This is a genomic window from Pandoraea nosoerga (genome assembly GCF_902459585.1).
GTDB lineage: Bacteria > Pseudomonadota > Gammaproteobacteria > Burkholderiales > Burkholderiaceae > Pandoraea > Pandoraea nosoerga.
Genome location: NZ_CABPSC010000001.1, coordinates 518492 through 543131 on the forward strand (window position 1 = coordinate 518492; position 24640 = coordinate 543131).

General features: G+C 66.3%; 22 protein-coding genes and 1 pseudogene. 11 read left to right on the forward strand and 12 right to left on the reverse strand.

Annotated features, from left to right (window positions below; all coding sequences use genetic code 11):
- Positions 1-207 precede the first annotated feature (207 nt).
- On the forward strand, positions 208-504 hold the full coding sequence (locus PNO31109_RS02385) for a hypothetical protein (RefSeq protein WP_150554014.1): 297 nt from the start codon (positions 208-210) through the stop codon (positions 502-504).
- Between the two features lie 177 nt (positions 505-681).
- Here PNO31109_RS02385 and PNO31109_RS02390 read toward each other — a convergent pair whose 3' ends face one another.
- The gene (locus PNO31109_RS02390) at positions 682-1575 is read right to left on the reverse strand and encodes a LysR family transcriptional regulator (protein ID WP_150554015.1); all 894 of its coding nucleotides are present in this window, start codon (positions 1573-1575) and stop codon (positions 682-684) included.
- A gap of 142 nt (positions 1576-1717) precedes the next feature.
- On the opposite strand from PNO31109_RS02390, the gene PNO31109_RS02395 reads away from it, so the two are divergent.
- The 7 genes from PNO31109_RS02395 to PNO31109_RS02425 all read left to right on the forward strand — a co-directional run bounded on the left by PNO31109_RS02395 (position 1718) and on the right by PNO31109_RS02425 (position 10275).
- Positions 1718-2416 carry a glutathione S-transferase family protein gene (locus PNO31109_RS02395; protein ID WP_150554016.1) on the forward strand — a complete coding sequence of 233 codons (699 nt, stop codon included), beginning with the start codon at positions 1718-1720 and terminating at the stop codon, positions 2414-2416.
- 7 nt (positions 2417-2423) lie between these two features.
- On the forward strand, positions 2424-3425 hold the full coding sequence (locus PNO31109_RS02400; RefSeq protein ID WP_241014250.1) for a pyridoxamine 5'-phosphate oxidase family protein: 1002 nt from the start codon (positions 2424-2426) through the stop codon (positions 3423-3425).
- Positions 3426-3956: 531 nt separating this feature from the next.
- Positions 3957-4805, forward strand: a complete 849-nt coding sequence (locus PNO31109_RS02405; protein ID WP_150554017.1) for a DMT family transporter — start codon at positions 3957-3959, stop codon at positions 4803-4805.
- Between the two features lie 129 nt (positions 4806-4934).
- A complete protein-coding gene (locus PNO31109_RS02410) occupies positions 4935-5831 on the forward strand; it encodes a LysR family transcriptional regulator (RefSeq protein ID WP_150554018.1) in 897 nt (298 codons plus the stop codon).
- 150 nt (positions 5832-5981) lie between these two features.
- Positions 5982-7316, forward strand: coding sequence for an argininosuccinate synthase (gene argG / locus PNO31109_RS02415; protein ID WP_150554019.1), 1335 nt, complete (start codon positions 5982-5984; stop codon positions 7314-7316).
- 216 nt (positions 7317-7532) lie between these two features.
- On the forward strand, positions 7533-8945 hold the full coding sequence (locus tag PNO31109_RS02420) for an HdeD family acid-resistance protein (RefSeq protein WP_150554020.1): 1413 nt from the start codon (positions 7533-7535) through the stop codon (positions 8943-8945).
- 157 nt (positions 8946-9102) lie between these two features.
- Entirely contained in the window at positions 9103-10275 is a 1173-nt protein-coding gene (locus PNO31109_RS02425; protein WP_150554021.1) for an alpha/beta fold hydrolase, read from the forward strand.
- Between the two features lie 422 nt (positions 10276-10697).
- On the opposite strand, the gene PNO31109_RS22380 is transcribed toward PNO31109_RS02425, so the two are convergent.
- The 5 genes from PNO31109_RS22380 to PNO31109_RS02450 form a co-directional block, all read right to left on the reverse strand.
- Positions 10698-10892 carry a DUF6726 family protein gene (locus PNO31109_RS22380; RefSeq protein WP_306345272.1) on the reverse strand — a complete coding sequence of 65 codons (195 nt, stop codon included), beginning with the start codon at positions 10890-10892 and terminating at the stop codon, positions 10698-10700.
- A 191-nt stretch (positions 10893-11083) separates the two neighbouring features.
- Complete coding sequence (locus PNO31109_RS02435; RefSeq protein WP_150554023.1) at positions 11084-11365, reverse strand: DUF1653 domain-containing protein; 282 nt, start codon at positions 11363-11365, stop codon at positions 11084-11086.
- A 77-nt stretch (positions 11366-11442) separates the two neighbouring features.
- Positions 11443-12234 (reverse strand): bestrophin-like domain, encoded by a 792-nt coding sequence (locus tag PNO31109_RS02440; protein ID WP_174966239.1) that lies wholly within the window; start codon positions 12232-12234, stop codon positions 11443-11445.
- Positions 12235-12520: 286 nt separating this feature from the next.
- Entirely contained in the window at positions 12521-13012 is a 492-nt protein-coding gene (locus PNO31109_RS02445) for a GNAT family N-acetyltransferase (RefSeq protein WP_150554025.1), read from the reverse strand.
- Positions 12999-15083, reverse strand: coding sequence for an ATP-dependent helicase (locus PNO31109_RS02450; protein ID WP_150554026.1), 2085 nt, complete (start codon positions 15081-15083; stop codon positions 12999-13001). Before PNO31109_RS02450 ends, PNO31109_RS02445 begins: the two co-directional genes overlap by 14 nt.
- A 239-nt stretch (positions 15084-15322) precedes the next feature.
- Here PNO31109_RS02450 and PNO31109_RS02455 point away from each other — a divergent pair, with 239 nt between their 5' ends.
- Positions 15323-16255 carry a DUF72 domain-containing protein gene (locus PNO31109_RS02455; protein WP_150554175.1) on the forward strand — a complete coding sequence of 311 codons (933 nt, stop codon included), beginning with the start codon at positions 15323-15325 and terminating at the stop codon, positions 16253-16255.
- Between the two features lie 259 nt (positions 16256-16514).
- On the opposite strand, the gene PNO31109_RS02460 is transcribed toward PNO31109_RS02455, so the two are convergent.
- The 3 genes and pseudogenes from PNO31109_RS02460 to PNO31109_RS02470 form a co-directional block, all read right to left on the reverse strand.
- A complete protein-coding gene (locus PNO31109_RS02460) occupies positions 16515-17984 on the reverse strand; it encodes a catalase (protein ID WP_150554027.1) in 1470 nt (489 codons plus the stop codon).
- A gap of 237 nt (positions 17985-18221) precedes the next feature.
- Positions 18222-19379 (reverse strand): annotated as a pseudogene (locus tag PNO31109_RS02465) (cysteine desulfurase family protein); the annotation flags it as partial.
- A gap of 261 nt (positions 19380-19640) precedes the next feature.
- On the reverse strand, positions 19641-20765 hold the full coding sequence (locus PNO31109_RS02470; RefSeq protein ID WP_150554029.1) for a saccharopine dehydrogenase family protein: 1125 nt from the start codon (positions 20763-20765) through the stop codon (positions 19641-19643).
- Between the two features lie 642 nt (positions 20766-21407).
- Between PNO31109_RS02470 and PNO31109_RS02475 the strand changes: the two genes are divergently transcribed.
- The gene (locus PNO31109_RS02475) at positions 21408-22565 is read left to right on the forward strand and encodes a porin (protein ID WP_150554030.1); all 1158 of its coding nucleotides are present in this window, start codon (positions 21408-21410) and stop codon (positions 22563-22565) included.
- A 103-nt stretch (positions 22566-22668) separates the two neighbouring features.
- Here the strand turns inward: PNO31109_RS02475 and PNO31109_RS02480 are convergent, their stop codons facing one another.
- From PNO31109_RS02480 to PNO31109_RS02490, 3 genes are all read right to left on the reverse strand, one after another.
- Complete coding sequence (locus PNO31109_RS02480; protein WP_150554031.1) at positions 22669-23034, reverse strand: hypothetical protein; 366 nt, start codon at positions 23032-23034, stop codon at positions 22669-22671.
- A 96-nt stretch (positions 23035-23130) separates the two neighbouring features.
- Complete coding sequence (locus PNO31109_RS02485) at positions 23131-23538, reverse strand: Hsp20/alpha crystallin family protein (protein WP_150554032.1); 408 nt, start codon at positions 23536-23538, stop codon at positions 23131-23133.
- Positions 23539-23548: 10 nt separating this feature from the next.
- Positions 23549-23986 (reverse strand): Hsp20/alpha crystallin family protein, encoded by a 438-nt coding sequence (locus PNO31109_RS02490; protein ID WP_150554033.1) that lies wholly within the window; start codon positions 23984-23986, stop codon positions 23549-23551.
- Between the two features lie 204 nt (positions 23987-24190).
- On the opposite strand from PNO31109_RS02490, the gene PNO31109_RS02495 reads away from it, so the two are divergent.
- Positions 24191-24574, forward strand: coding sequence for a hypothetical protein (locus PNO31109_RS02495; protein WP_150554034.1), 384 nt, complete (start codon positions 24191-24193; stop codon positions 24572-24574).
- Positions 24575-24640: the final 66 nt, after the last annotated feature.

Below are 24640 nucleotides of genomic sequence, written 5' to 3' on the forward strand. Positions count from 1 at the left end.
ACAAAACGACACACACCCGACAAACTCGTAGCACCTGTCGTGCGTCGCAGCCCATACACTGGCAACAACGATTCGACGACACGCGCACCAGCACTGGCAAACACCGCCGTGTGCGCCCATCGCGCCGAATCACCGGCATCACTATTGCCTGCACGCGCGGCGTTTTCGCCACCGAAGCCTCGAGCGTCGCGCGCAACGGAGGACATCATGAAACGCATTCTCGTCATCGCGGCACTCGGCGCCGCCGCCGCACTCGCCTCGGGCGCCGCTTCGGCGCATGTCGACGTGGGCCTCTATCTCGGCGTGCCGGCACCGGTCGTCTCGGCGCCGCCCGTGTACGTCGCACCGCAACCGGTATACGTGCAGCCTCGACCGGTCTACGTGGCGCCGCGCCCGGTCGTGTACTACGGTCGCGACCGGTGGGATGACTGGCGCGAGCGCCGCTGGGAAGACCGTCACGATCGCGGCTGGCATCGCGGCTGGCGTCGGGACCGCGACGACTGATCGCTCATGAAGGACGAAGCGGCCCGCCGGTGGCGTCGGCGGGCTTTTTAAGCGGGAAGCGGCCTTGTCGCTTTCCGCGTTCTTTTATCCGGCCCCCTTGCCGGTACGCGGCCATCTGCGCGCCCTCTTGCGTCCCTTGCGCCCACTCTTCGCCCCCCTCTTGCGCCCCTCCAGCGCTCACACCACAGGCACGTCTCGCAGCTCCCGCTTCATCCACTCCACGAACGCGCGCGTGCGCGAAGGCAGCAGCCGCGCATGCGGATACACGATGTTCACGGGCCGGGCCGGGCCTTCGTAATCCTTGAGCACGCGCACGAGCCGCCCGTCGGCCACCGGCGCGGCCACCTGATACGACAGAAAGCAGCCGTAGCCCATGCCGGCAAGACACGCCTCTACGGCGGTCAGTCCGTGATTGATCTCCAGGTTGCCGTCGACCGGCACGACGAACTCGCGCCCCGCCTCCCAGAATCGCCACTGCCCGTAGCCGCCGCCATGCGAGCGAATGCAGTTCTTGCCGATCAGCTCGCGCGGATGCGCGACAACGCCCTGCTCGGCCAGACAGGCGGGGCTCGCGACCACAACGCGTCGAATGGCGCCGATGCCCTGCGCGACGAGCGTGGAATCGTCCAGCGGCGAGATGCGGATGCCGACGTCGATGCCCTCCTCCCACAGATTGACCACGCGATCGTTGAGCAGCAACCGGCATTTGACCGCCGGGTACGCGCGCAGGAACCGGTGCAGTGCGGGCGCCACATGCAACTGGCCGAAGAGCACCGGCGCGGTGACCACGAGCGTGCCGCTCGGCGCTTCGTGCCGTGCGGCGAGCCGCGCCTCGGCTTCGTGCAGTTCGCTCAGGATCTGCCGGCAGGTGTCCAGATAGGTGCGCCCTTCTTCGGTGAGCGCGATACGGCGCGTGGTCCGATTGAGCAGTCGCACGTCGAGCGACGCCTCGAGCGCCGCGAGCGTGCGCACCACCGCGGGCAGCGAAGCACCCAGCACGCGCGCCGCCGCACTCAGGCTGCCCTGATCGACGATGGCGACGAATGTCTGCATTGCACGAAGTTTGTCCATGCCGCGCATCATTACTCCGAATATTGGAGTAGTCAAATCAACTTTCCCGTATTTATCCGTAAAACGGCGAGATGGAGAATGGGCTCATCCGCCGCCGGCCCCGTCGTCCGGCTCGCGGCAAGTTCACTATCGGAGACGCGCCATGAACCAGTCCGCCCAAACCGCAACACCCCACGCCACCGCCCCCGCCCGCCCAGCGCGGCCCATCCGCCTGTATCGCCACGCGCTGTCGGGACACTGCCATCGCGTCGAGTGGATGCTGCATCTGCTCGATCTGCCGTATGAGACGGTGGACATCGATTTCGCCACAGGCGAGCACAAGCAGCCGGCGTATCTCGCCATCAATCCGTTCGGACAGGTGCCTGCGATCGATGACGACGGCGTGGTGCTCGCCGACTCGAACGCCATCCTCGTCTATCTCGCGAGCCGTTATGACGCGAGCGGCACGTGGTTGCCGCGCGATCCGCTTGGCGCCGCAAAGGTGCAGCGCTGGCTGTCGGTGGCCGCGGGCGATCTGGCGTTCGGCCCGGCGGCGGCACGCGTCGTCGTGCTGTTCAGGCGCGACGTGGACACCACGGCGATGCACGAACGCGCGACGTTGCTGCTCACGCGCATGCAGGCCCATCTGGCGTCGCCGGGCGCGCCGCGCTTTCTCGCGGGCGACACCCCGACGATCGCCGACGTGGCCTGCTACGCCTATCTCGCGCACGCACCGGAGGGCAACGTCTCGCTCGAGCCGTACCCGGCCGTGCGCGCATGGCTCGATCGCGTGGCGAGCCTGCCGCGCTTCCTGCCGATGGCGTCGTCGCCGTGCGGCCTGAACGCCGGCAAGGCCGCGTGAGGCCATCATGACCGTCCCCGCCTCTCGCCCTGGAGCCGTGGCCGACGCCTGCGCCGCCCCGCCGCTGTCGCCATTCCATGCCGGCGAACTCGCCGTGCAGCAACGCGCGGGCTCGCTCGACGCCATGGCCGAACTCGGCACGCGCGTGATCCGCACCGCGATGCCCGATCAGCACCGCACGTTCTTCGCGCAACTGCCGTTTCTGATCGTCGGCGCGCTCGACGCGCACGGCCAGCCGTGGGCCACGCTCGTGAGCGGCGCGCCAGGTTTCGCCCACTCGCCCGATCCGACGGTGCTGCGCGTGAACGCACTGCCACCCGCGACCGATCCGCTGCACGGCGCCCTCACGGCCGGCGCCTGCGTTGGCATGCTGGGGCTCGAGCCTTCCACGCGGCGTCGCAATCGCGTCAACGGGCGAATCGTCGAGGCGGATGCCGAGGGCTTCGCCATTCGGGTGGCGCAGAGTTTCGGCAACTGTCCGCAATACATCCGCAAGCGCGATATCACCTCCGAGCAGCACGAGATGCCACCACGGGCCGAGCCGCCGCAGAGTGCGCTCGACGACGACGCGCAATGGCAAATCGCAAGCAGCGATACGTTCTTCATCGCGACGCACTACGCCGGCGAAGGCGCGAGCGAGCGCAGCGCCGGCACGGACGTCTCGCATCGCGGCGGCAAGCCCGGCTTCGTGCGGGTGGACGACGCGAACACGCTCGTGTGGCCCGACTTTCGCGGCAACGCGTACTTCAACACGCTCGGCAATCTGCATGCGAATCCTCGCGCCGGCCTCGTCTTCGTCGACTTCGCCACGGGCGACTTCCTGCATGTGGCGGGCGACGCGCAAATTCTCTGGCAAGACGAATCGCAAAGCGGCTTCGCCGGTGCGCAGCGGCTCGTGAGGCTGCACGTGCGCGAAGCGCGACGCGTGCGCGGTGCGCTGCCCGCCGCGTGGCGCGACGGCGAAGCGTCGCCCACGCTCGAGCGCACCGGCATGTGGCCGGGCGCCTGAGCCCATCTGGCTGCCCCCTCGCCGCCTGCTTGCCGCCTGCTTGCCGCCCGCTTGCCGCGGGAACCGGCTCCGTGTACAGTGTGCGCACGCCCGTCGAGTGACGGGCAGTTTCGATGTCATTCTCCTTTCGACGTCATTCTCGATTTCGGCTTCCCTGATCGACCCATGACTGCACGCGCATCCGTCCGATTTGCCGTCGCGCCGCCGCAACGCGGTGCGGGCTCGCGGCTGCGCGCCCGCTTCGTCGCAGTCGCCCCTCCCCCGCCGGCCGGCGTGGCATCGCCCGCAGTGGCGAGCGCCGTCGCCATCGTCGCAGTGGCCTGAGGCCACGTCCGACGTCGCCGGGTGCCTGTCGCCCGTCCCGACACGTTTTCATTCGAATGATTGTTCGGCCCGCGCGTTGCGCGCCTGCGTTGCAGGCCTGCGCTCCGCTCGCCTCGCCTTCGCGCGCAACGTGCGCAACGTGCGCGGCATGTGCGGCGTGCGGGCCATACGCCACCGGGCCGGACATCCTTTTGCAGGGGAAGATCGATGCAAGTCGATGCACTCGCGTGGCGCCGTCATGGCGCAACGCTGTTGTTCGTTCTGTTGTGGAGCGGCGGCGCGCTGGCCGCCAAGTGGGGACTCGCGCACGCGTCGGCGTTCGCGTTTCTGGTGATCCGGCTGGGCGTGGCGCTCGCCGCGCTCACGCTCGTCGCGCTCACCCGGCGTCAATGGTGGCCGGCGGCGGGCACGCGCTGGCAGGTAGCCGGCACCGGCGTGCTGCTCGTGGGCGGCTATCAGACGGCGTATCTGCTCTCGCTCGCCTATGGCATCACGCCAGGTGCGCTCGCCACCGTGATGGGCGTGCAACCCATCCTCACGCTCGTGGCGCTCGAACGCGCGCATGGCGGCCGGCGTCTGGCCGGGCTCGCGCTGGCCCTTGGCGGCCTGGCGCTCGTGGTCGCGCAAAGCCTGCTCTCGGCGCAGCTCTCCATCACGGGCTCGGCCTGGGCGCTCGCCGCGCTCGCGTGCATGACGCTCGGGACCCTCGCGCAGAAGGGCTCGCGCCAGACGCCGCTCGACGTGCTGCCGCTGCAATACGCGGTCGGGCTCGCGATGGCGCTCGTCGTCGTGCCGACGCAGCCCTGGCACGTCGATGCGTCCGCCGGCTTCTGGCTTGCGCTGCTGTACATGGGGCTCGTGATTTCGGTCGGCGCAACGCTGCTGCTCTACCGCATGATCGCGATGGGCAACCTCGTTACCATCACCAGCCTGTTCTATCTGGTGCCGGTCGTCACCGCCCTGCTCGATTGGGGCATCTTCGGCCACCGGCCGACGGCGCTTGCGGTGGCGGGAACGGCAGCGATTCTGCTCGGGCTGCGGCTGGCCCTGCGATGAGCACCGCGCGGCGCCCGGCGTCGGGCGCTTCCGGCTAAGATTGTCGTTTGCCGGGTGACAATGACGAGGCGCCGCCTCCCGTTGTCACCCGCCGCCTCTTGCCCATCTCTTACAACAGGACGCCGGACGATGGATCTGCTCGACGACATGCGCATCTTCGTCAACGCCGTGGAGGCGATGAGCTTTACCGGCGCCGCCACGAAACTCGGGCTTTCGAAGCAGTTCGTGAGCCGCCGCATCGCCTCGCTGGAGCAGTCGCTCGGCGCACGGCTGCTACTGCGCACGACGCGGCGGCTTGCCGTGACCGACCTGGGCCGCATCTACTACGAGCGCGCGCGGCGCATTCTCGAAGACGTGGAGGCCGCCAACCTCGCCGTGAGCAGTCAAGGCGAGCGCCCGCGCGGCAATCTGCGCGTCTCGGCGCCGATGTCGTTCGGCACGATGTTCCTGGGCTCGGTGATTCCGTCGTTTCTCTCGACCTATCCGGACGTGAGCATCGAGCTCGAGCTCAACGACCGCACGGTGGACATCATCGGCGAAGGGTATGACGCGGCGGTGCGCATCGGCGCGCTGGCCGATTCGTCGCTGATTGCCCGCAACATCGCGCCCATGCGCATGGTGACGTGCGCGAGTCCGCGGTATCTGGAGGCGCACGGCACGCCCGAGACCCCGGAGGCGCTGCGCGAGCACGCGCTGCTGCCCTACGGCCACAGCCAGCGCGTGACGTGGACGTACCAGCGCGACGGCCACGCCCTCGACATCCCGGTGTCGGGCCGTCTGCGCGTCAATAACGGCGAGTTGGCCCGGGACGCCGCCGTGGCCGGCCTTGGCATCACGTTACTGCCCGTGTTCATCGTCGCGCCCGCCCTGCTCAACGGCCGCCTCGTGACGGTGCTCGACGCGTTCGCCCCGCCCGAGGCCGCCATTCATGTCGTCTACCCCCAGCATCGTCAGGCATCGCTCGTCATTCGGGCCTTCGCGGACTTTCTGGCCGCGGCGTGCGGCGTGGCCGGCGCCCGGTGGTAAGGCCGGCGCAATCGCCGGCCTGCCGAAGATTCAGGCAACGTGCGCGATCCCGGCGCACTCCCGTCCGGGCGGGAATTGGCCGCCAGACTTGACCATCCATAGCTCGGACGGGGATACTTGACAGGTTAAAAACCCAGCTTTTGCACGCCGATGACCACGATTCTGCAACACATCCCCACGGGACAACGGGTCGGCATCGCCTTTTCGGGCGGTCTCGACACCAGCGCTGCGCTCCTCTGGATGCGCAAGAAAGGCGCGATTCCCTACGCCTATACGGCCAATCTGGGTCAACCGGACGAACCCGACTACAACGACATTCCGCGCCGCGCCATGGCCTACGGCGCCGAGAACGCCCGCCTGATCGACTGCCGCGCGCAACTCGTCGCCGAAGGCATCGCCGCCCTGCAATCGGGCGCGTTCCACATCTCGACGGCCGGCGTCACGTACTTCAATACCACGCCGATCGGCCGCGCCGTCACGGGCACGATGCTGGTCGCCGCCATGAAGGAAGATGGCGTCAATATCTGGGGCGATGGCAGCACGTTCAAGGGCAATGACATCGAGCGCTTCTATCGCTACGGTCTCTTGACCAACCCGAGCCTGCAAATCTACAAGCCGTGGCTCGATCAGACGTTCATCGACGAGCTGGGCGGCCGCAAGGAGATGTCCGAATTCCTGATCGCCAACGGCTTCGATTACAAGATGTCGGTCGAGAAGGCCTATTCGACCGACTCGAACATGCTCGGCGCGACCCACGAGGCCAAGGACCTCGAACATCTGAACACGGGCATCAAGATCGTGCAGCCGATCATGGGCGTGCCCTTCTGGCGCGACGACTGCGCGATCAAGACCGAGGAAGTCACGGTGCGCTTCGAGGAAGGCCAGCCGGTGGCGCTCAACGGCAAGACGTTCGCCAACGCCGTCGAACTGTTCGAAGAAGCGAACCGCATCGGCGGCCGCCACGGCCTGGGCATGAGCGACCAGATCGAAAACCGCATCATCGAAGCCAAGAGCCGCGGCATCTACGAGGCCCCGGGTCTCGCGCTGCTGTTCATCGCTTACGAGCGTCTGGTGACCGGCATCCATAACGAAGACACCATCGAGCAATACCGCGAGAACGGCCGCCGCCTGGGCCGTCTGCTGTATCAGGGCCGCTGGTTCGACCCGCAGGCGATCATGCTGCGCGAGACGGCGCAACGCTGGGTGGCGCGTGCCGTGACCGGCGAAGTGACGATCGAGCTGCGCCGCGGCAATGACTACTCGCTGCTCAACACCACCTCGCCGAACCTCACGTACAAGCCCGAGCGCCTGACGATGGAAAAGGGCGAGTCGGTGTTTACGCCGCTCGACCGTATCGGCCAGTTGACCATGCGCACGCTCGACATCGTCGATACGCGCGAGAAGCTGATGACCTACGCCAAGACCGGCCTGCTCACCGCATCGAGCGACGACGCCCTGCCGCAGCTCGAAGGCAAGAAGGACTGAGCCGGCTGACGGCATTGCCCGCGAGGCGATGCCCCGTCGCCTGCCGCACCCGGCGGCGCGCCCCGAAAGGAGCGCGCCGCCTTTGTTTTTGGCCTGTCATCGATCCCGCGCTAACATAGCGACAAATAGGCTTTTTCTCATAATTCCCCCGTCACGATAATGCACGCGGACGCCCGCCCTCGCGGGACCAGCGCGGCATGCGATGGAGACCTAACGTTGGTACGTCTGATATTGCTGTTGCTTGGCGTCGACTATTTGCGCCGGCGGGCCCGCGCGCTGATCTGGATCGGCGCGCTGTTTTTTGCCTTCGGGCTGGCACTGATCGTCGACGCGCTCGACGGCGTGGTGCACTTCCCGCTCAAGGTATTCGCCTGGCTGCTGCTGCTCGAGGGGCTCGCCACGCTGGCGATCGTCGGCATCGGCGTGGGCGGCCAGCGCGTGGTGCGCGGTGTCAAGGGCGGCACGTTCAGCGTCGCCGCGCTGCTCGTGCTGATGTTCCCCGAAAGTCACGGCAACTTCTGGCTCTCGATGCTCTTCGGCACGCTGTTCCTCGCCGACGGCCTGCTCCAGTGCGCGGCCGCCTACGTGGTGCGCTATCCGCGCTGGGCGTGGGCGATGGCCGGCGGCCTGCTGGAAATCGCAGTGGCCATCTTTTTCTATCAGCCGTACCCGACGCATTACAAGGGCACGCTGCCTTACGCCATCGGTCTAGGCCTCGCCTTCACCGGCTGGAACGTGTTGGTGCTGGCCATGCGCGCGCGGCGCATGCGGCGTGATTTCCGCGTGGAGCAGATCTTGGGCAGCCCGGAGGACAAACGCGGACTGTGGGCGCAGCGTGCCCGCGCGCCTCGCTGGGAAGGCCCGCCCTCCGAATCCGAACCGGCCCTCACGGTGCACGTGTGGACGCCGTCGGGCTCTTCGAAGGCGCCCGCGCGGCGCCACCCCGTCATCGACCGTTACATTGCCGCCGTCGATCGCAACGGCGTGATCTCCACCGGTCATGCGGCCCTGGAGAGCCCCGAGGGCGTGTATGTGAGCCTCTACCCCGCGCAGGAAATCGATCGCTCGCCCGACCAGTTCGGCCAATTGCTGCGCGCGACGCGGGAAAACGACGTGCCGGGCGTCTTCCAGCCGGACTATGCGACCGAATCGAAGGCCTGGTGCCCGTCGACGGTCAAGGTCCGGATACGCAACTACAGCCCGCAGCAGTTGGCTGCGTTTTGGGCGACGTACCGGCAGAACACCACCTACAACCTCACGCACCGTAACTGTTCGAGCAGTGTCGCGAAGGCGTTGGAAGCGGCGATCGAGGGGCGCATCGGTCGGTTGGCCGACGGCGCCGATGCTGGCTGGTGGACGTTCGTGCGGCTGTGGCTCACCCCCGAACTCTGGGTCGCGGCACAGTTGCGCAAGCGGGCCAAGACGATGGCATGGACGCCGGGGCTGGTGCTCGACTACGCACGCGCGGTAAGCATGCTGGTCGATCCGCGGCCGTTCGGCTGGATCACGATGTCGTCGCTCGCGCTGCGCCGCATGCGCCGGTCGCGGCGCGCGTGGCGCGAGGCCGCACAGCAGGCGGCGCAGCAGGCCGCGGCGCAGGCGCAGGGCGGTCAGGCCTCGCACGGCTGACCGGCCAAGCAGCATGGTGCAATTTCTACGGGCAGGCCCCGACATGAGGTGACGCGACACGTCCCTTATACTGACGAGACGGCACGACAGGCATCCGGGCGCGCTCTTCCGGCCGGCCCGGCTTCAGCAGCGCAACCCACGACGAGGACAGTCCAACATGTTCAACCGCCTGTGGCGCTATGCGAGCGCCGCCCTGTTCGCCAGCCTGGTCATCGGACGCGCCGCGCACGCGCTCACCCCCGAAGCCGCTCCCGCCGCCATCCCGCACGGCGCCATGGTCGAGCGTCTGCCGCTCGACGCCGATCACGGCCTGCCCGAAGCCGGCGAGCAATTTCGCATCCGCTACAGTTCCATCGACGGTGTGGGCGGCATCGAGGCGCGCGAGGACACCGGCGCCGTGTTCCTGCCCAAGGGACCGCCGCCGCCGGGTGGCTGGCCGGTTGTGCTGTGGGCGCATGGAACGGTGGGCGTCGCGAGCGCATGCGCGCCGTCGCTCAACGTGCGCAGCCAGCGCGACATCCAGTATCTCGGCACCTGGCTCTCGCTCGGATTTGCCGTCGTGGCCCCCGATTACGCCGGGCTGGGCTCGCAGGGACTGCATCACTATCTGGACGCGCGCGCCGAAGCCTACAGCGTGCTCGACAGTCTGCTCGCGGCGCGCAGCGCCTTCCCCTTGCGCAACCGCGTGGTGCTCGTGGGCCAGTCGCAGGGCGCGCACGCGGCGTTCGCGGCAGCGGGCTATCAGCCGACCTACGCACCGGACGTCAAGGTGATCGCCACGGTGCTGACCGGCACGCCGTACTTCAATGCGAAGACGTCGGCCGCAATGCTCTTCGCGGGCCAGCCCGACCCGGGCGCGCCCGATCCGAAGATCCCCTACGCCATGTACCTGTTCCTGTCGGCGGCCGACCGCAATCCGTCTCTGCAGGCCGCGCGGTACTTCTCCGCGCACGCGCTGCCCGTACTGGAAGCGGCCCGCACGCTGTGCATCGACGAACTCACCGCGCGCTCCACGTCAGCGGGGTTGAATGCGGGCAACAGCCTTCAGCCGAACATCCAGAAGTTGTTGCACGACCAGACGCCGTCGCTGCGCTACCCGACACTGCGCATCCGGCATCCCGTGTTCATCGGCATGGGCTCGGAGGACATCGACGTGCCGTTGATGATGCAACAGGCCTTCGCGCGCGATGTCGCCGAGGCGGGCACGGCCACGGTGGTCCGTCTGTACCCGGGCCTCGATCACGACGCGACGCTCAACCCGTCGCTGCGCGACTCGATTCCATTCGTGCTCAAGCGCCTGGCGGCGGACAAGCGTGCACGCGCACAATAAATAGAGGAAATCTTCGGAGATCTTCGCCCATGACAGCCGATCGGGAGGGCAGAACGTTCATGCAACTCCTTGTTTTCATGGGAGTTTATCTGACGTTGTGAATACGCAACGGACGGACACTTACGCAAAACTACATATGGTGCGTCGCAACAAGTCGTCCTATACTGAACCTGTCTCCTCCATGTCTCCTCCTGATATGGATTAAGCCCGCAAACGCGCGGGCTTTCTTTTTTTCTGCGCCCGGTTTCCCCGCAAGGGGAGCGCTATCGGCGGACTCCGGCGACCTCGTGGCGACCTCGTGGCGACGTCGTAGTATCTTCCCCGGCGTCTTTCCCGCCTGTCCCGAGCGCAGGACCACTGTCCGACCACTGTCCAACCGCTGCCCAATCGCTACCGGTCGCGCCCCGTCGAACGCTGCCCCGTCAATCGATGGCGGCCGCGCACGCATCGGTCGGTGCGGCCAGCACGCCGCCCACGCCCGGCACGATCTTCAGCCCGGCCGACGCCACGCGACACGGCGCGGCCACCAACCCGCATCCCGACACCGGCGTCACGAATGGCAGGATCGCAAACAGCGCCCACCACCGGCGCAAGCCGCGCGGCGCGCGCCTCGACATCGCCGGCCCCGCCCTGTTCGCGTCGGCAGGGGTAGCCGCAGCGTCCCCCTGGGAGTTCACCGCCGCGGGCCCGGCGGGTGAGACGGTGGCGCCCTGGCGGCGCATGTTCGATAGCGGATTCATGGAATGTCCTGAAAAGGCGGGAGTGCCGCGGTGTGCGGAAACGATGAGTCGATGCCCCGGAGCACCGCTCAGGCAGCCGGCGTCGTGTGGCCGATATAGGTGAAGCGCGCGACCGGTCCTTCGTCCGTCATCACCGGTTCGTTCCAGATGCGCAACAACCGCGTACTCATCGGCAGCCCGTCACGTGGATAGAGCCGCGTGTAGACGACCACCGGCTCGTTCGTCTCGTCCGCACGCGCCACGCCCAGCGCGAGGTAGCAGTTGCCTTTGTAATGGCGATAGACGCCGGGGCGAAATGCCTCGATCTCCGGCGTCGATTCCGCCGACGGCGCGTTCACGTTGGAAACCATGGTTCTCTTCTCCGGCTTGTGCGCGGGACGATACGGCGTGCCGCCGCCGCGGAATGAATCTTCAGGGCGCCGCACGTTCAGCGCGGCAAAACGATGCCGACCGATTTGGCCAGCGGCGCCGACGAGATACCGGACGCGCCGCGAAACGGCTCGTCCAGGTTGACGATCAGCGCGATCACCATACCGATCGCTCCCATGTGCATGGCAACGATGAAATTGCTCTTCCACGTGGCCGGATACCGCCCGTTCATCGCCATCGCGGCCAGCATGAAGAGCGAAATGACCCACCAGAACACGCTTGGCACGGTCTTGGTCGCATTCTCGAAACGACCCTGCCGCGCTTCTTCGAGGCGATCGAGCAACGTGCGGATGGAACTGGCGCTGGCCTCATGCCCGGCAATGACGCGGCGCGTGGCCCCGACGAAAGCCGTCAGCGCGTCTTCGGTGCGCGGCGACAGGTCGGGATCGGCCGTGCTCAGCGTATACCACTCATCGGTGACGACAGAGCGCACGTAGTCGCGCAGCATGGCGCGCGCCACCTGTGCGTCGGCGTCGCCTACGGCCTTGAGTTCACGATCGAGGCGCCGCACCACCGACGCCTCGCGCAGCGCCTGGTCTTCGGCGTGGCCGAGATTGGCGCGCACGTCGCCCAGCACGTGCGCGAGCACGAAGACGATGAAGGCGAGCAAGCTGCCGTGCACGACGTCGGCCACGGTGCCGCGCGCATCGGACGGGTGCGGGAGCCGGTCGAACAGAAAGACGCGCGCGAACCACGCCACACCGATCCCGAGCAATGCCGTGGCAAGCGCCAGACTGACGAGCAGCACGCCCGTCGGCATCAACGTCATCTGATCAACCAGCCAGTGCATTCCGGTTTTTCCTGTTCTGTCGTTCTCGAATGTCAGCGGGGCAGCGCGACAGGCGACGGCAAGAGCACCAGGGTCGCGCCCCGGCATGCGCCGCCGATGCGGCGACTATACCCGATGCATGGAGGACGGCAACTTCCGAAAATTTCGCTGCCTGACGAACGGACCGAACCGGAAGGCCCGGCGGCCATGCCGAAGCGGCCGAAGGGGCCGAAGGAGCCTAAGGAGCCGAAGCGCCAAAGGAGCCGAAGGAGCCGAAGGGCCGAACATGCGGGCCATGCCTGACGTACTAGGCAACCAGAGGCTTCGTCAGCAGTACCGTCGTGAAGCCGCTGTCCCAGGCCTCGTCGGGATACATGGCGACTTCGGCGTAGCCGTGCCGGGCATAGAACGCGCGGCTCTGCGTATTGAACGTATCGGTCTCGAGCCGCGCCAGCGCGTGGCCGTTGGCCCGCATGCCGGCTTCCGCGTGGGCGAGCAGCCGCGCACCAATACCTTGCCGTTGCCGGTCGGGCGCGACATGGAGCGCATCGATGAAGTCGCCGATCACATGCACCATGCCGACGACGCGCGCTGCCTCGTCGCACGGCACCGCCACCGTGAACGCGGGACACTGCGCCTGCACATAGGCACGCGTGCGCTCGCCGGACGCGAACGTCGCCGCGACCTCGGCACGCAGCATGGGCGCCCACGTCGTGTGATAGGTCCGCATGAGCAGCGACGTCAGCGCATCGGCGTCCGTCGCACGCGCGGCGCGCAAGACAATCTCAGGACCACGCATTGCGAAGCCTGCGCGCCACGTCGATGTGTAACGCCACGTCGCCGACCGGCGCCTGCGGCGCCTCGCCCTCGCGCGGCTTCGGCAGCCGCTCGTACAACGGCAGCATCGCGTCCGAGACGAAGCGGCTGCGCGTGCCGTACACGTGACGATCGCCGAGCCCTGTCTGTTGATGGACGTAGAACCGTTGCGGCACGATGAGCTGCAGCGACTCCTTCGCGCGCGTCATCGCCACGTAGAGCAGGCGCCGTTCTTCCTCGATGTCTTCGTCGTCGCCGGTGCTCATGTCCGACGGAATGCACCCGTCGACGACGTTGAGCACATAGACCGAGTGCCACTCCTGGCCCTTGGCGCTGTGGATCGTCGAGAGGATCAGGTAATCCTCGTCGAGCAACGGCGGGCCGGATTGCGCGCTGGTCGCGTCGGGCGGGTCGAGCGTCAGCTCGGTCAGGAACTGCTCGCGCGAACCGTAGGTGCCGGCGATGCGGGCGAGCTGCTCCAGGTCGGCCTGCCGCACCGCCGCGTCGTCGAAGCGCTGTGCGAGCAGCGGCGCGTACCAACGCAGCGCCAGATCGACGTCGGCCGGCCACGCAACGCGCGTGTCGTGCAACGCCAGGAAAACGTCCACGAAGCTGCGCCAGTCGTTCGCAGCCGCCGAGGGCGGCTTGAACCCGGCCAGCACCTGCGCGGGCGCGGCGGACTGCGCCATCGCGTCGAGCAGCCGCGTTGCGCTCACCGGCCCGATGCCGGGAACGAGCTGTGCGACGCGAAACCCCGACAACCGGCTTGCCGGGTTGTGGGCCCAGCGCAGTATCGAGAGCATGTCCTTCACATGCGCGGCCTCGAGAAACTTCAGGCCGCCGAACTTCACGAAAGGAATGTTGCGCCGCGTGAGCTCGAGCTCGAGCGCGGCACTGTGGCTGCCGGTGCGAAACAGCACGGCCTGCTGCATGAGCCGTGTGCCCGTCTCGCGCTGCGCGAGCACCTGGTCGGCCACCCAGCGCGCCTGCCCCGCTTCGTCGCTCACGTTGACGAGCTGGGGGCGGCGCGCCGACTGGCGGTCCGTCCACAGCGCCTTCGCATAGCGCTCGCTCGATTCCGCGATGACCGCGTTCGACGCATCGAGAATCGGCTGCGTCGAACGATAGTTGCGCTCGAGCGTCACGACGTGCGCCGGCTCGGCGAATTGCCCGGGGAAGTCGAGGATGTTGCGGATCGTGGCGGCCCGGAAGGCGTAGATCGACTGGGCGTCGTCGCCGACCACGGTGAGCCCGCGCCCGTCCGGCTTCATCGCGAGCAGGATCTGCGCCTGCAGGCGGTTGGTGTCCTGATACTCGTCGACGAGGACATGGTCGAAACGCGCCCCAAGCGCTCGCGCGAGTTCCGGCGCCCTCATCATCTCGGCCCAGTACAGCAGCAGATCGTCGTAGTCGAGCACTTGCTGCGCCTGCTTCGCATCGACATAGGCGCCGAACAGCGTCTTGAGCTGCGCCTCCCACTGCGCGCACCACGGAAAGTGCTTGGCGAGCACTTCGGCGAGCGGCGCCTGACTGTTCACCACGCGCGAATAGATGGACAGGCAGGTGCCCTTGAGCGGAAACCGCGACTGCGTGTTCGAAAAGCCGAGCTCATGACGCGACAGGCCGAGCAAGTCCTCCGCATCGCTGCGATCGTGGATGGTGAAGGCTTCCGAGAGGCCGATGCGCGGCGCGAAATCGCGCAGCAGGCGCGCGCCGATGGCGTGGAAGGTGCGCGCCCACGGCAGCGCCGGCGGCTGCGAGGACGCCAGGCCGAGCACCTTCTGCAGCACCGCCCCGACGCGCCGCTCCATCTCGTTGGCGGCACGGCGCGAGAACGTGAGCAACAGGATTCGGTTCGGGTCCGCACCCCGCACGATAAGATTGGCCACGCGGTGCGCGAGCGTGCTCGTCTTGCCGGACCCGGCGCCCGCGATGACGAGCAGCGGCCCGCCGGGCGAGCCGTCGTCGCCCACGCCATGGTGGACCGCCTCGCGCTGGCGATCATTGAGTTCGGCCCACGGGTCGCGGGCGGTCGGGGTCGGCTGTTCTGACATGCGAAGCGTCGGGAAAACGGGGGGTGCGGACGAATGTCGGCAGCGCAGGCGCATGTGAGCCCCATGTGATCCACATGCGAGCACGCACCCCGAGTACTGTATATTTGTACATTATAACGATGGGTTCAACCCCCATCGAGTCCCGCCTCGCTTCCGACGCGGGCGCTCTTTTCGAGCCACGGGCCATGCGCCGCCGCATCGCGGCGCCGGCGCTGCGTCCGCGGCCGTGCGGCAAGCTCATGACCATTCGCACCGGCACCTCGTCCTGGACCGACCCGACGCTCATCGCGTGCGGGCGTTTCTATCCGCCGGGCGTCGACACGCCCGAGGCCCGATTGCGCCATTACGCGTCGCAGTTCGATCTGGTCGAAGTCGACAGCAGCTATTACCGCTTGCCCGATGCCGCCGTGGCGTGGCGGTGGACGCAACGCACACCGCCCTCGTTCCGATTTCACGTCAAGGCGTTTCGCGCGTTCACCGGCCACATGACGCCGCTGAGCGCGCTGCCGCCGGACATCGCCGACGCGCTGGCGGCGCCTCGGGCAAAGTCGGCGCGCGGCGGCATGGAGATCGCCCCGGCCGACATGCCTGCGGAGTTGACCGACGAGCTCTGGCGGCGATATTCCGAAGCCGTCGAGCCGTTGCGGCAGAGCGGGCAACTGGCGGCGATCCACTTCCAGTTCTCGCCGCGCGTGCGCAACGACCGCGCCGGGCGGGCACTGGTGTTCGAGACGGCGCGTCGCCTCGAGGGCGAACGGCACGCTGTGGAGTTTCGGCATCGGAGCTGGTTCGATACGCCATCGCGCGAGGCCGCCACGCTGGCGATGCTGCGCGAGACCGGCGCCGCGCACACTATCGTCGACAGCCCCGCGGGCTTCGACAACACCGTGCCCGCGGTATGGGCGACGACGCGCGACGACCTGTGCGTGGTACGCCTGCATGGCCGCAATGCGGCGGCCTGGAACCGGCGCGACGTCACGGCCTCGTCGGGACGCTTCGTCTACGAATACAGCGCCAGCGAGCTGATCGACATTTCGGCGCGCGTGCAGCGCATCGCTGCGCTCGCGGACGACACTCACGTGCTTTTCAACACGAACCACGAGGACCAGGGCATGAAGAACGCCGCTGCCTTCGAGCGGGCGCTTGCCAATCTCGCACGCGCGACAGGGTGACGCGCCGCTCGCACCATCATCGTTCCGTATTCCCTCGTAGCGCCTCGGGCCTGCCGCGATTCACCGGACTTCGACGCCGATTTGCCGGCCTCCTGTGCCAGGCCGGCAAATCGGCGAGCCGGGTCCCTTCGGAAACCGCGCCATGGCACGACATCGGAACCGGGGACACGCAACACATCCGCCGTGACGGCTGGCTTCCTGGCGCAGAGGGTGGACGCCGCCCCACCCCCTGCCGCAGTTGATGCGTTGGTGACGCCCCCTACCCCTTCGCGTTCATTACCGCCTGCTCGATGCGGGCGCCAATGTCGGCGTCGATCTTCTTCCAGTAGTCGAACGCGCGCTCGAGCACCGGGCTGCGCACGCCCGCGAGCAGGGCGCCGGACACGGTCTCCACCAGGCGTGCGCGCGCCGCGTCGTCGAACACGCGGCGCACGAGGTCGCCCGGCTGCGAGAAGTCGTCATCGTCCTTGTGCAGCGTATAGGCACTGCGCACCATGTCACCGTCCGACTCCCACCCGTCCTCGGCCGGGCCCGTCTGATCCGCGTATGGACGTCCGCCGCTGTTCGGCGCATACGTCGGCGCGTTGCCGCTGTGCTCGAAAGCCATCTGACCGTCGAACATGTACGACTGCACCGGCACCTTCGGACGGTTCACAGGCAACTGGTGAAAGTTCGCGCCGATGCGGTGGCGCTGCGCGTCGTTGTATGCGAACGCCCGGCCAAGCAGCATCTTGTCGGGCGACAGCCCAATCCCCGGCACGGTGTTGCCCGGCGAGAACGCCGCCTGCTCGATTTGTGCGAAGAAGTTCTCCGGATTGCGGTTGAGCGTCATCTTGCCCACCTTGATCAACGGATAGTCCTTGTGCGACCACGTCTTGGTGAGATCGAACGGATTGAAGCGATACTGCTTCGCGTCGGCATACGGCATGACCTGCACCGACAGGATCCAGCTCGGATGCTCGCCCCGCGCGATGGCGTCGAACAGGTCGCGGCGGTGAAAGTCGGCGTCCTGACCGGACATCGCAGCGGCCTGCGCATTGGTGAAGAACTCCATACCCTGCAGGGTATGGAAGTGATACTTGACCCAGAATTTCTCGCCGCTGGCGTTGATCCACATATAGGTGTGCGAACCATAGCCGTTCATATGACGCCAGGTGCGCGGCAAGCCGCGATCGCCCATCAGATAGGTCACCTGATGCGCCGACTCCGGATTGTTCGTCCAGAAGTCCCACTGCATGTGGTTGTCTCGCAGGCCCGAGTCCGGCAAACGCTTCTGGCTGCGGATGAAGTGCGGGAACTTCATCGGATCGCGCACGAAGAAGACGGGCGTGTTGTTGCCGACGAGATCATAGTTGCCCTCGTCGGTGTAGAACTTGAGGGAGAACCCGCGCACGTCACGCCAGGTATCGGGACTGCCGGCCTCGCCGGCGACGGTGGAAAAGCGCGCCAGCAGCTCGACCTTGGCGCCCTTGCGGAACAGCGATGCCTTGGTGTACCGACTCACGTCCTCGGTCGTCTCGAACACGCCGAAGGCCCCGGCGCCCTTCGCGTGCGGCTGGCGCTCAGGCACCTTCTCACGGTTGAAATGCGCCATCTGCTCGATGAAGTGGACATCATGCAGCAGCAGCGGACCGTCGGCGCCGACCGACAACGTATTCCGGTCGCTCGCGGCAGGCGCGCCCGCGCCTGTGGTCGAACCGGTGCCCAGACGTTCTTTCTCTTGGCTCATACAGACCTCCAACATCAAGGTGGGGTGGGGGGAGAGGAGAGAATCGATGCCAGCGGATCCGCAAGTCGTTCAAAGCATAGTACAGGACGGTGACTTTCGTCTCATGTCACCCAATGCGTTGAAGAAACGTCAGCTTGCGCGCGATCCGTCCGCCACCGCTTCTTCCCCCGCCGACCCGATAGCCGCCAACCGATGGCGCCGGTGAGGCCTGCTGGCGAGAGTGACCCGCGCCGATCAGGCGGCGAGCGCGCGGCACTGGCCAACCACGCGCTCGAAGCAGGCGATGGCGAAATCCACCGATGCCGGCGTGGTGAAGCGCCCGAGGCTCACGCGCACCGTCCGGCTGGCCGCCTCGCGGTCCATGCCGATACCCGTCAGCACGTGCGACGGCTGTCCCGACGCCGAATTGCAGGCCGACGTGGACGAGACCGCCAGGTTCGGGTCGAGCATGAACGTGAAGAAGCCGGGATGCCCGATCGTCAGGCTGAGCGTATGCGCAATGCGCTGCGCACTCGCCGCGTTGTGCGTCACGCCCTCGAGCGCCAGCACGCCGTCGAGCAGCCGACGGCTCAATTCCGCGATGCGCGCATTGTCCGCCGCCATGTTGCGCATTGCCAGTTCGCACGCCGTGCCCATGCCGACGATCTGGTGGGTTGCCAGCGTCCCCGAACGCAGGCCGCGCTCGTGTCCGCCACCATGCATCTGCGGGGCGATTCGCGACATGACGTCCTTGTCCACGTAGAGCGCGCCGATGCCCTTCGGACCGTACACCTTGTGTGCGGACATCGAAAGCATGTCGATGCCCATCGCCTTGACGTCGATGGGCGTCTTGCCGAGCGCCTGCGCGGCGTCCACGTGCAGCAGGGCGCCGGCGGCATGCACGACTTTCGAGATCGCGGCCACGTCCGTCAACGTGCCGAGTTCGTTGTTCACGAGCATGAGCGACACCAGACCGGTATCGGGACGCATGGCCGCCGCCACGGCGTCGGCCGTGATCTCGCCCGTGGCCGATGGCGTGACATAGGTCACGGGCACGCCGCGCGCCTCCAGACTCGCCATCGTATCGAGAATCGCCTTGTGCTCGAGCACGCTCGTGACCAGATGCGCGCGGGCCTGGCCGCGCTCCGAGTAACCCTTGATCGCCAGGTTGTTCGATTCGGTGGCCCCCGAGGTCCAGACGATCTCGGCTGGCTGCGCGCCGATGAGTGCCGCGACCTGCGCGCGCGAGCGCTCCACGAGGCGCCGCGCGCTCACGCCCGCCGCGTGCGAACTCGACGCCGGATTGCCGAAGACCCCGTCGACGCCCAGGCAGTCGGACATCGCGGCAATGACGGCGGCATCCACCGGCGTAGTCGCGGCGTAATCGAAGTAGTGGAGGGTTTCCTTATCGCGCATGATCGGTCTCGGGCAAAAAACGTGCATCGATCCTACGCGCCGCATGAGAGAAAAGGCTTGCGGAATCACTCGCCAAAGCGCCACATCACGAAAATTGCCTCCCAAAATCCCACTTTTTTTGAAAAATCCTTCCAACACCAGTCCAGCACGTTCACGGCCCCGGAGTCCCGAGATGACGTCGGGCCCCATCGTCGGGCCCCATCGTCGGGCCACGGCAGGCGATGCGTTGCATGCATCCCGGACCCTCGTGCTTTCCTGGCGTTACGAGAGCGATTCGATATGCGTCGACCGGGCGTAGACGTGGCCGAAGCGGTTGGCGAGAAAGTCCGGCAGCGCGATCTGCTCCTGCCGCACGAAGCCGCGTTGCGGCAGTTGTCCCGCGAAAAACATGTCGACGGCCGCGCAGATCGCCGACGCCGTGGTGATCTGGATGGCACTCGCGCTATGGCCATTGTTGCGCTCGGCGAAGATTTTCCGTGCAAACACCTCCTGCGTGAGCACGCCCGCCCGCAGCCCGCTCACCACCACGAAGATGAGCACCACGTCCTGCAGCGTGCTCGGAATCGAGCGCCGGAGGATCGCCTTGACCGTTTCCTGATCTTCCTTGAGCCGCAGTTCGTTGAGCAGCACCTTCATCAGCGCGCCATGCCCCGGGTAGCGCACCGATTTGTAGTCGAGATTGCGCACGCGCCCGTCCAGCGTTTCGCACAGGGTCCCCAGGCCGCCCGAGGTGTTGAACGCCTCGTACTCCACGCCGTCGAGCGAAAAGTGCTCCAGATCTTCGAGCGGCTGCACGGTCAATGGCGCACCGTCGCGAATCGCTTCGCACGGCTGGCAATATTCGTTGATCAGTCCATCGACGCTCCACGTCAGGTTGTATTTGAGTGAGTTCGTCGGGAATGCGGGCAATGCGCCGACGCGCATCTTCACCGAATCCACCTGATCGAAGGCGGCCGCCAGATGGTGCGCCGCAATGGAGATAAAGCCCGGTGCAAGCCCGCATTGCGGCATGAGCGCCGTCGACGCGCCCTCGGCGAGCTGCGCGATCGCGTGCGTGGCCGCCACGTCCTCGGTCAGATCGAAGTAGTGGCAACCGGCGGCCACCGCGGCCGTTGCGGCGCTCGTGGCCATCGTATAGGGCAGCGCATTGATCACGGCGTCGTGTCCGGCGACCGCGCGCTGCAACGCGCCCGTATCACCTGTATGCGCCGCATCTCCCGTACCCGCGCCGGCGAGTTCGACAAGCGCGTGCGCGTGTTCGCGCACGAAGGCCAGCGATTGCGGATTCCGGTCCAGCACGGTCACGCGGTAGTCACCGCTGTCGTGCAACAGGCGGGCGATGGTCTGGCCGATGTGGCCTGCGCCAAGCAAGGCGATTTTTTTCATGTTCTTTCCCTCGAAAAAGCAACGGTCGGTGCGGCAGGCCGCCTTGTGAGCACTTCTGACTGCGTGTGCCCTGCCTCAATTCTATGGAGGGGATCAGATGAAATGTAGCGTCAAATCGTCAATAAACATTTATTTGACGTCGAACTGACGATCTTTATGACGAACTGTACAGAAGCGGCATGTGTCGCTGCCAAAGCCGGATGGACGCAGTGTCGATGTCGACACGCGTGCCGCGGAACAGGACAAGCGGGATAGGCCGTGGGACAAACAGCCAGAGGAAGTGGCGAAACGGGAAAAACGGGGATTGATAAAGGCGGGAGAAGCTCAAGAGAGCGCAAGAGAGCGGGGGGCGGCGCGATGACCGGATGACCGGACACCACGCCACGCCGCACCGCACCCCGTGTCTGCAGGGCTCGCGCACAGCGTTTTATAGCGCTCGCATATGTCATCCACATGAAATTCCGGAACTGCGCGGCGATAAATCGCGCTGCGTTGTAGTGGCAATACATTGCACGCGGAATTTCGTTAATACACCTATGGAATGGCCGGGTCCTTCGATATAGTTCGGCCCGAACCCACGGGGCGCTCGTCAAAAAGCGACGGGTTCGCATCAATCCAAAGTTATCGAAAAGGAATAGACCAATGAAAAAGACGCAATTGGCCGCCGCGCTGGGCGGTGTTCTCGCCGTGTGCGCCGCGGGTGCGGCACAGGCACAGAGCAACGTCACGCTGTACGGCGTTCTGGATGGCGGCCTGTCTTACGTGAGCAATGTCGGCGGCAGCAAGAACTTCGGCACCGCCGACGGCCTGCAATCCGGCAACCGGTGGGGCCTGAAGGGTTCGGAGGATCTGGGCGGCGGCCTGTCGGCCATCTTCACCCTGGAGAACGGCTTCAACCTCACGAACGGCGGCCTGGGCCAGGGCAGCCGTGAATTCGGCCGCCAGGCGTTCGTCGGCCTGTCGAGCAAGTCGTTCGGCAGCCTGACCATCGGCCGTCAGTACGACTCCGTGGTCGATTTCGTGAGCGGCCTCACCTCGGCGAAGCTCTTCGCCACGAAGCTCGGCGCCCACGTCGGCGACGTGGACAACCTGTACAACTCGTTTCGCATCAACAACTCGATCAAGTACACGAGCGCGAACTATGCCGGCTTCACGTTCGGCGGCCTGTATGGCTTCTCGAACCAGGCCAGCAGCGGCACGGGCGGCACAGGCTTCGCCAACAACCGCGCCTACAGCGTAGGTGCGAGCTACGCCAACGGCCCGGTCAAGTTCGGCATTGGTTACCTCGAAGTGAGCTCGCCGAACAGCACGAACACGGGCGGCGCCGTGGCTGGCGACTACAGTGGCGACTTCTATACGGCGCGCATCGGCACCGCGACCGTCGGCGTGGACAAGCAACGCGTGTTGGCCACGGGCGGCAGCTACAGCTTCGGCCCGGCCGCCGTCGGCTTCGTGTACAGCAACACGCAACTCAAGTACGTGAGCGGCACCGGCGCGCGCGTGTCGAACTATGAACTGAACGGCACGTACAACCTCACGCCGTCGCTGCTGCTCGGCCTGTCGTACACCTACACGGACGCCAGCACGCGCAGCGCCACGCTCGCCGACCTGAGCCCGAAGTACCATCAGGTCAACGCCGCCGTCGACTATTCGCTCTCGAAGCGCACGGACGTGTACCTCGTGGGCATCTACCAGAAGGCCGCGGGCGACGCCACGGCGGCGTCGATCAACGGCGCGGGCGGTGCGTCGAGCACCAAGACCCAGGCTGCCGTGATCTCGGGCCTGCGCCACAAGTTCTGAGCCCACGTCTTCGCGAGACGTTCCACTGTTGGTTTGAGTGCTCCAGCTTGAAGGGGAGCCCTGCAAGGGGCTCCCCTTTTTTGCGGGCAGAGTCGGCGCGCCGCTAATTCGATATCGGAATATAGGTGCGCGGCGCGTAGCGTGCGTCCGGCATCACGACAAGGCGGGCCTCGATGGCGCGCACGCCTTCAATTTTCGCGAACATCGGCATGACGTACACGCTGCCGAATACGCGTTGCACGGTAGGCTCCGTCCACGGTTCGGCCGCATCGAGCTTCATGCTTCGCAGGCGATCGAGGATGAAGCCCCGGATGTCCTGGTCGGACGGGGTTTCGGTACCGATGGCGCGCGCGAATTCGTCATGCGCGAACCTTCGGATCAGTGCCACGGTTTCGTCGAGATTTGCCTGCACCGCGAATACCTTGGTCTTTACGTGCGGCTCGTCGCTCTTCGGCCAGAGCATTCTCATGTTGTTCTCGCATGTCGAAAAATGCGCCCGCGGGCATACGCCCGCAGGCGCGAACCGTAGGAATCAACCCGCATCGAAATTCACGGGCCGCCTGCATCAGGCTGCCTGCACTTCGATCTTGCGCGGGCGCGCTTCCTCGCGACGCGGCACCGTCAGTCTGAGCACGCCATCTCTGAGCTGCGCCTCGATCTTCGACGTGTCGAAATCGGCGCTCAGCATGAAGGCGCGGGAAAAGCGCGGCTCCTTCAGTTCGGCGTGCTGCAGCCGGAGGTTCTGCGGCGCGGGGACCATCGCTTCGCCTTCGATGGACAGCGTACCGTCCTGCACGCGGATGTCGAGCTTGTCCTTCGACACGCCGGGCAGATCAGCCCACAGTGTCACGCCATGCTCGTCTTCCACGATGTCGACGGCCGGGCAGACGGTGAGGTGTCGCGGCTCCTGCGTCGTCGGGCGCGATGGCGCCTGGCCTTGGGAAGTCGTCGTGAGTTGCGAGTTCGCGTTCATGATGTCCTCCTCATTGCACGGAAATGGCGCGCGGCCTGGACGACTCGCGCTTGCCGATGCTGATGCTCAGACAGCCGTTGGCGTAGCGCGCCTTGACGTCGTTCGGGTCGACGTGGGTCGGCAATTCGATCGCCCGGCGAAAGGTGCCGGTGAATCGCTCCTGTGCGTACGATCGCGTATCGCGCGCTTCCTCGCTGGCGCGCCGGCGCTCGCCGGAGATGGTCAGCAGGCCCTTGTCGATGGTCACGTCGAAGGCCTTGGCATCCATGCCGGGCGCGAAGGCGACGATTTCCACCGAGTCGTCGGTGGTGCCGATATTGATGGGAGGAAAAGCTCCCGGGCGTGAGGACCGAATGCTGGTCGGGAAGCCGGAAAAGAGGTTCGTCATCTCCCGGTGGAGGCGGTCCAGCTCTCCAAATATCCCATTGCTCAGGTCAAATTCGCTCATGGTCGCATTCTCCTAATAATTCCGCCCAATCGATGCGACGGAGTTAATAACGAAAACACGATGACACGCGGTCATCAAACCTTGCGCCAGCAGGCACTGACGGAACATTAAGATAGATCGCTTCCGCCGGATTTCAAGGGGTCTTGAAATCAAAAATGTGCCCCTCAATTTGACGGCACAGTTGACCACATCCGGAGGTGCACAATGGATTTCGAATGGGATTGGCTGACAATCGGCGTCCACCGTCTGCGCTTGCGCGCCGAGCGTGGATTTCCCACGGAGGGAATGCGGAAAATGGCCAACGTCATCGCGCTGGCCATCGAGAACAACATGAGCGCTCGCGCGCGCATCGTCGAAATCGTGTTCTCGCGCGACGGCAGCTTGCGCGTCGACGCCGGGACGACCGTCGACGCCGACGTCAACGTGGTGCCGCAGATCTGCGTTGCGCTCGCAACCGTGTTTGCACTGCCGCCTGAAGCCATCCAAATGAACGTCACCGTCGTCACGCAAAGCGAAGTCGATCTCCACTTCGGCGTCTACGAGCGCATGCTCGCCGAGAAGGTGGGCGCCGTCCCGCCCTTGCACTGACGCCGCACGGCGACGCGCCTGCCGTCACCGGCCGCAACGCGTTGCTCGCCGCATGCAGCCGCCCGG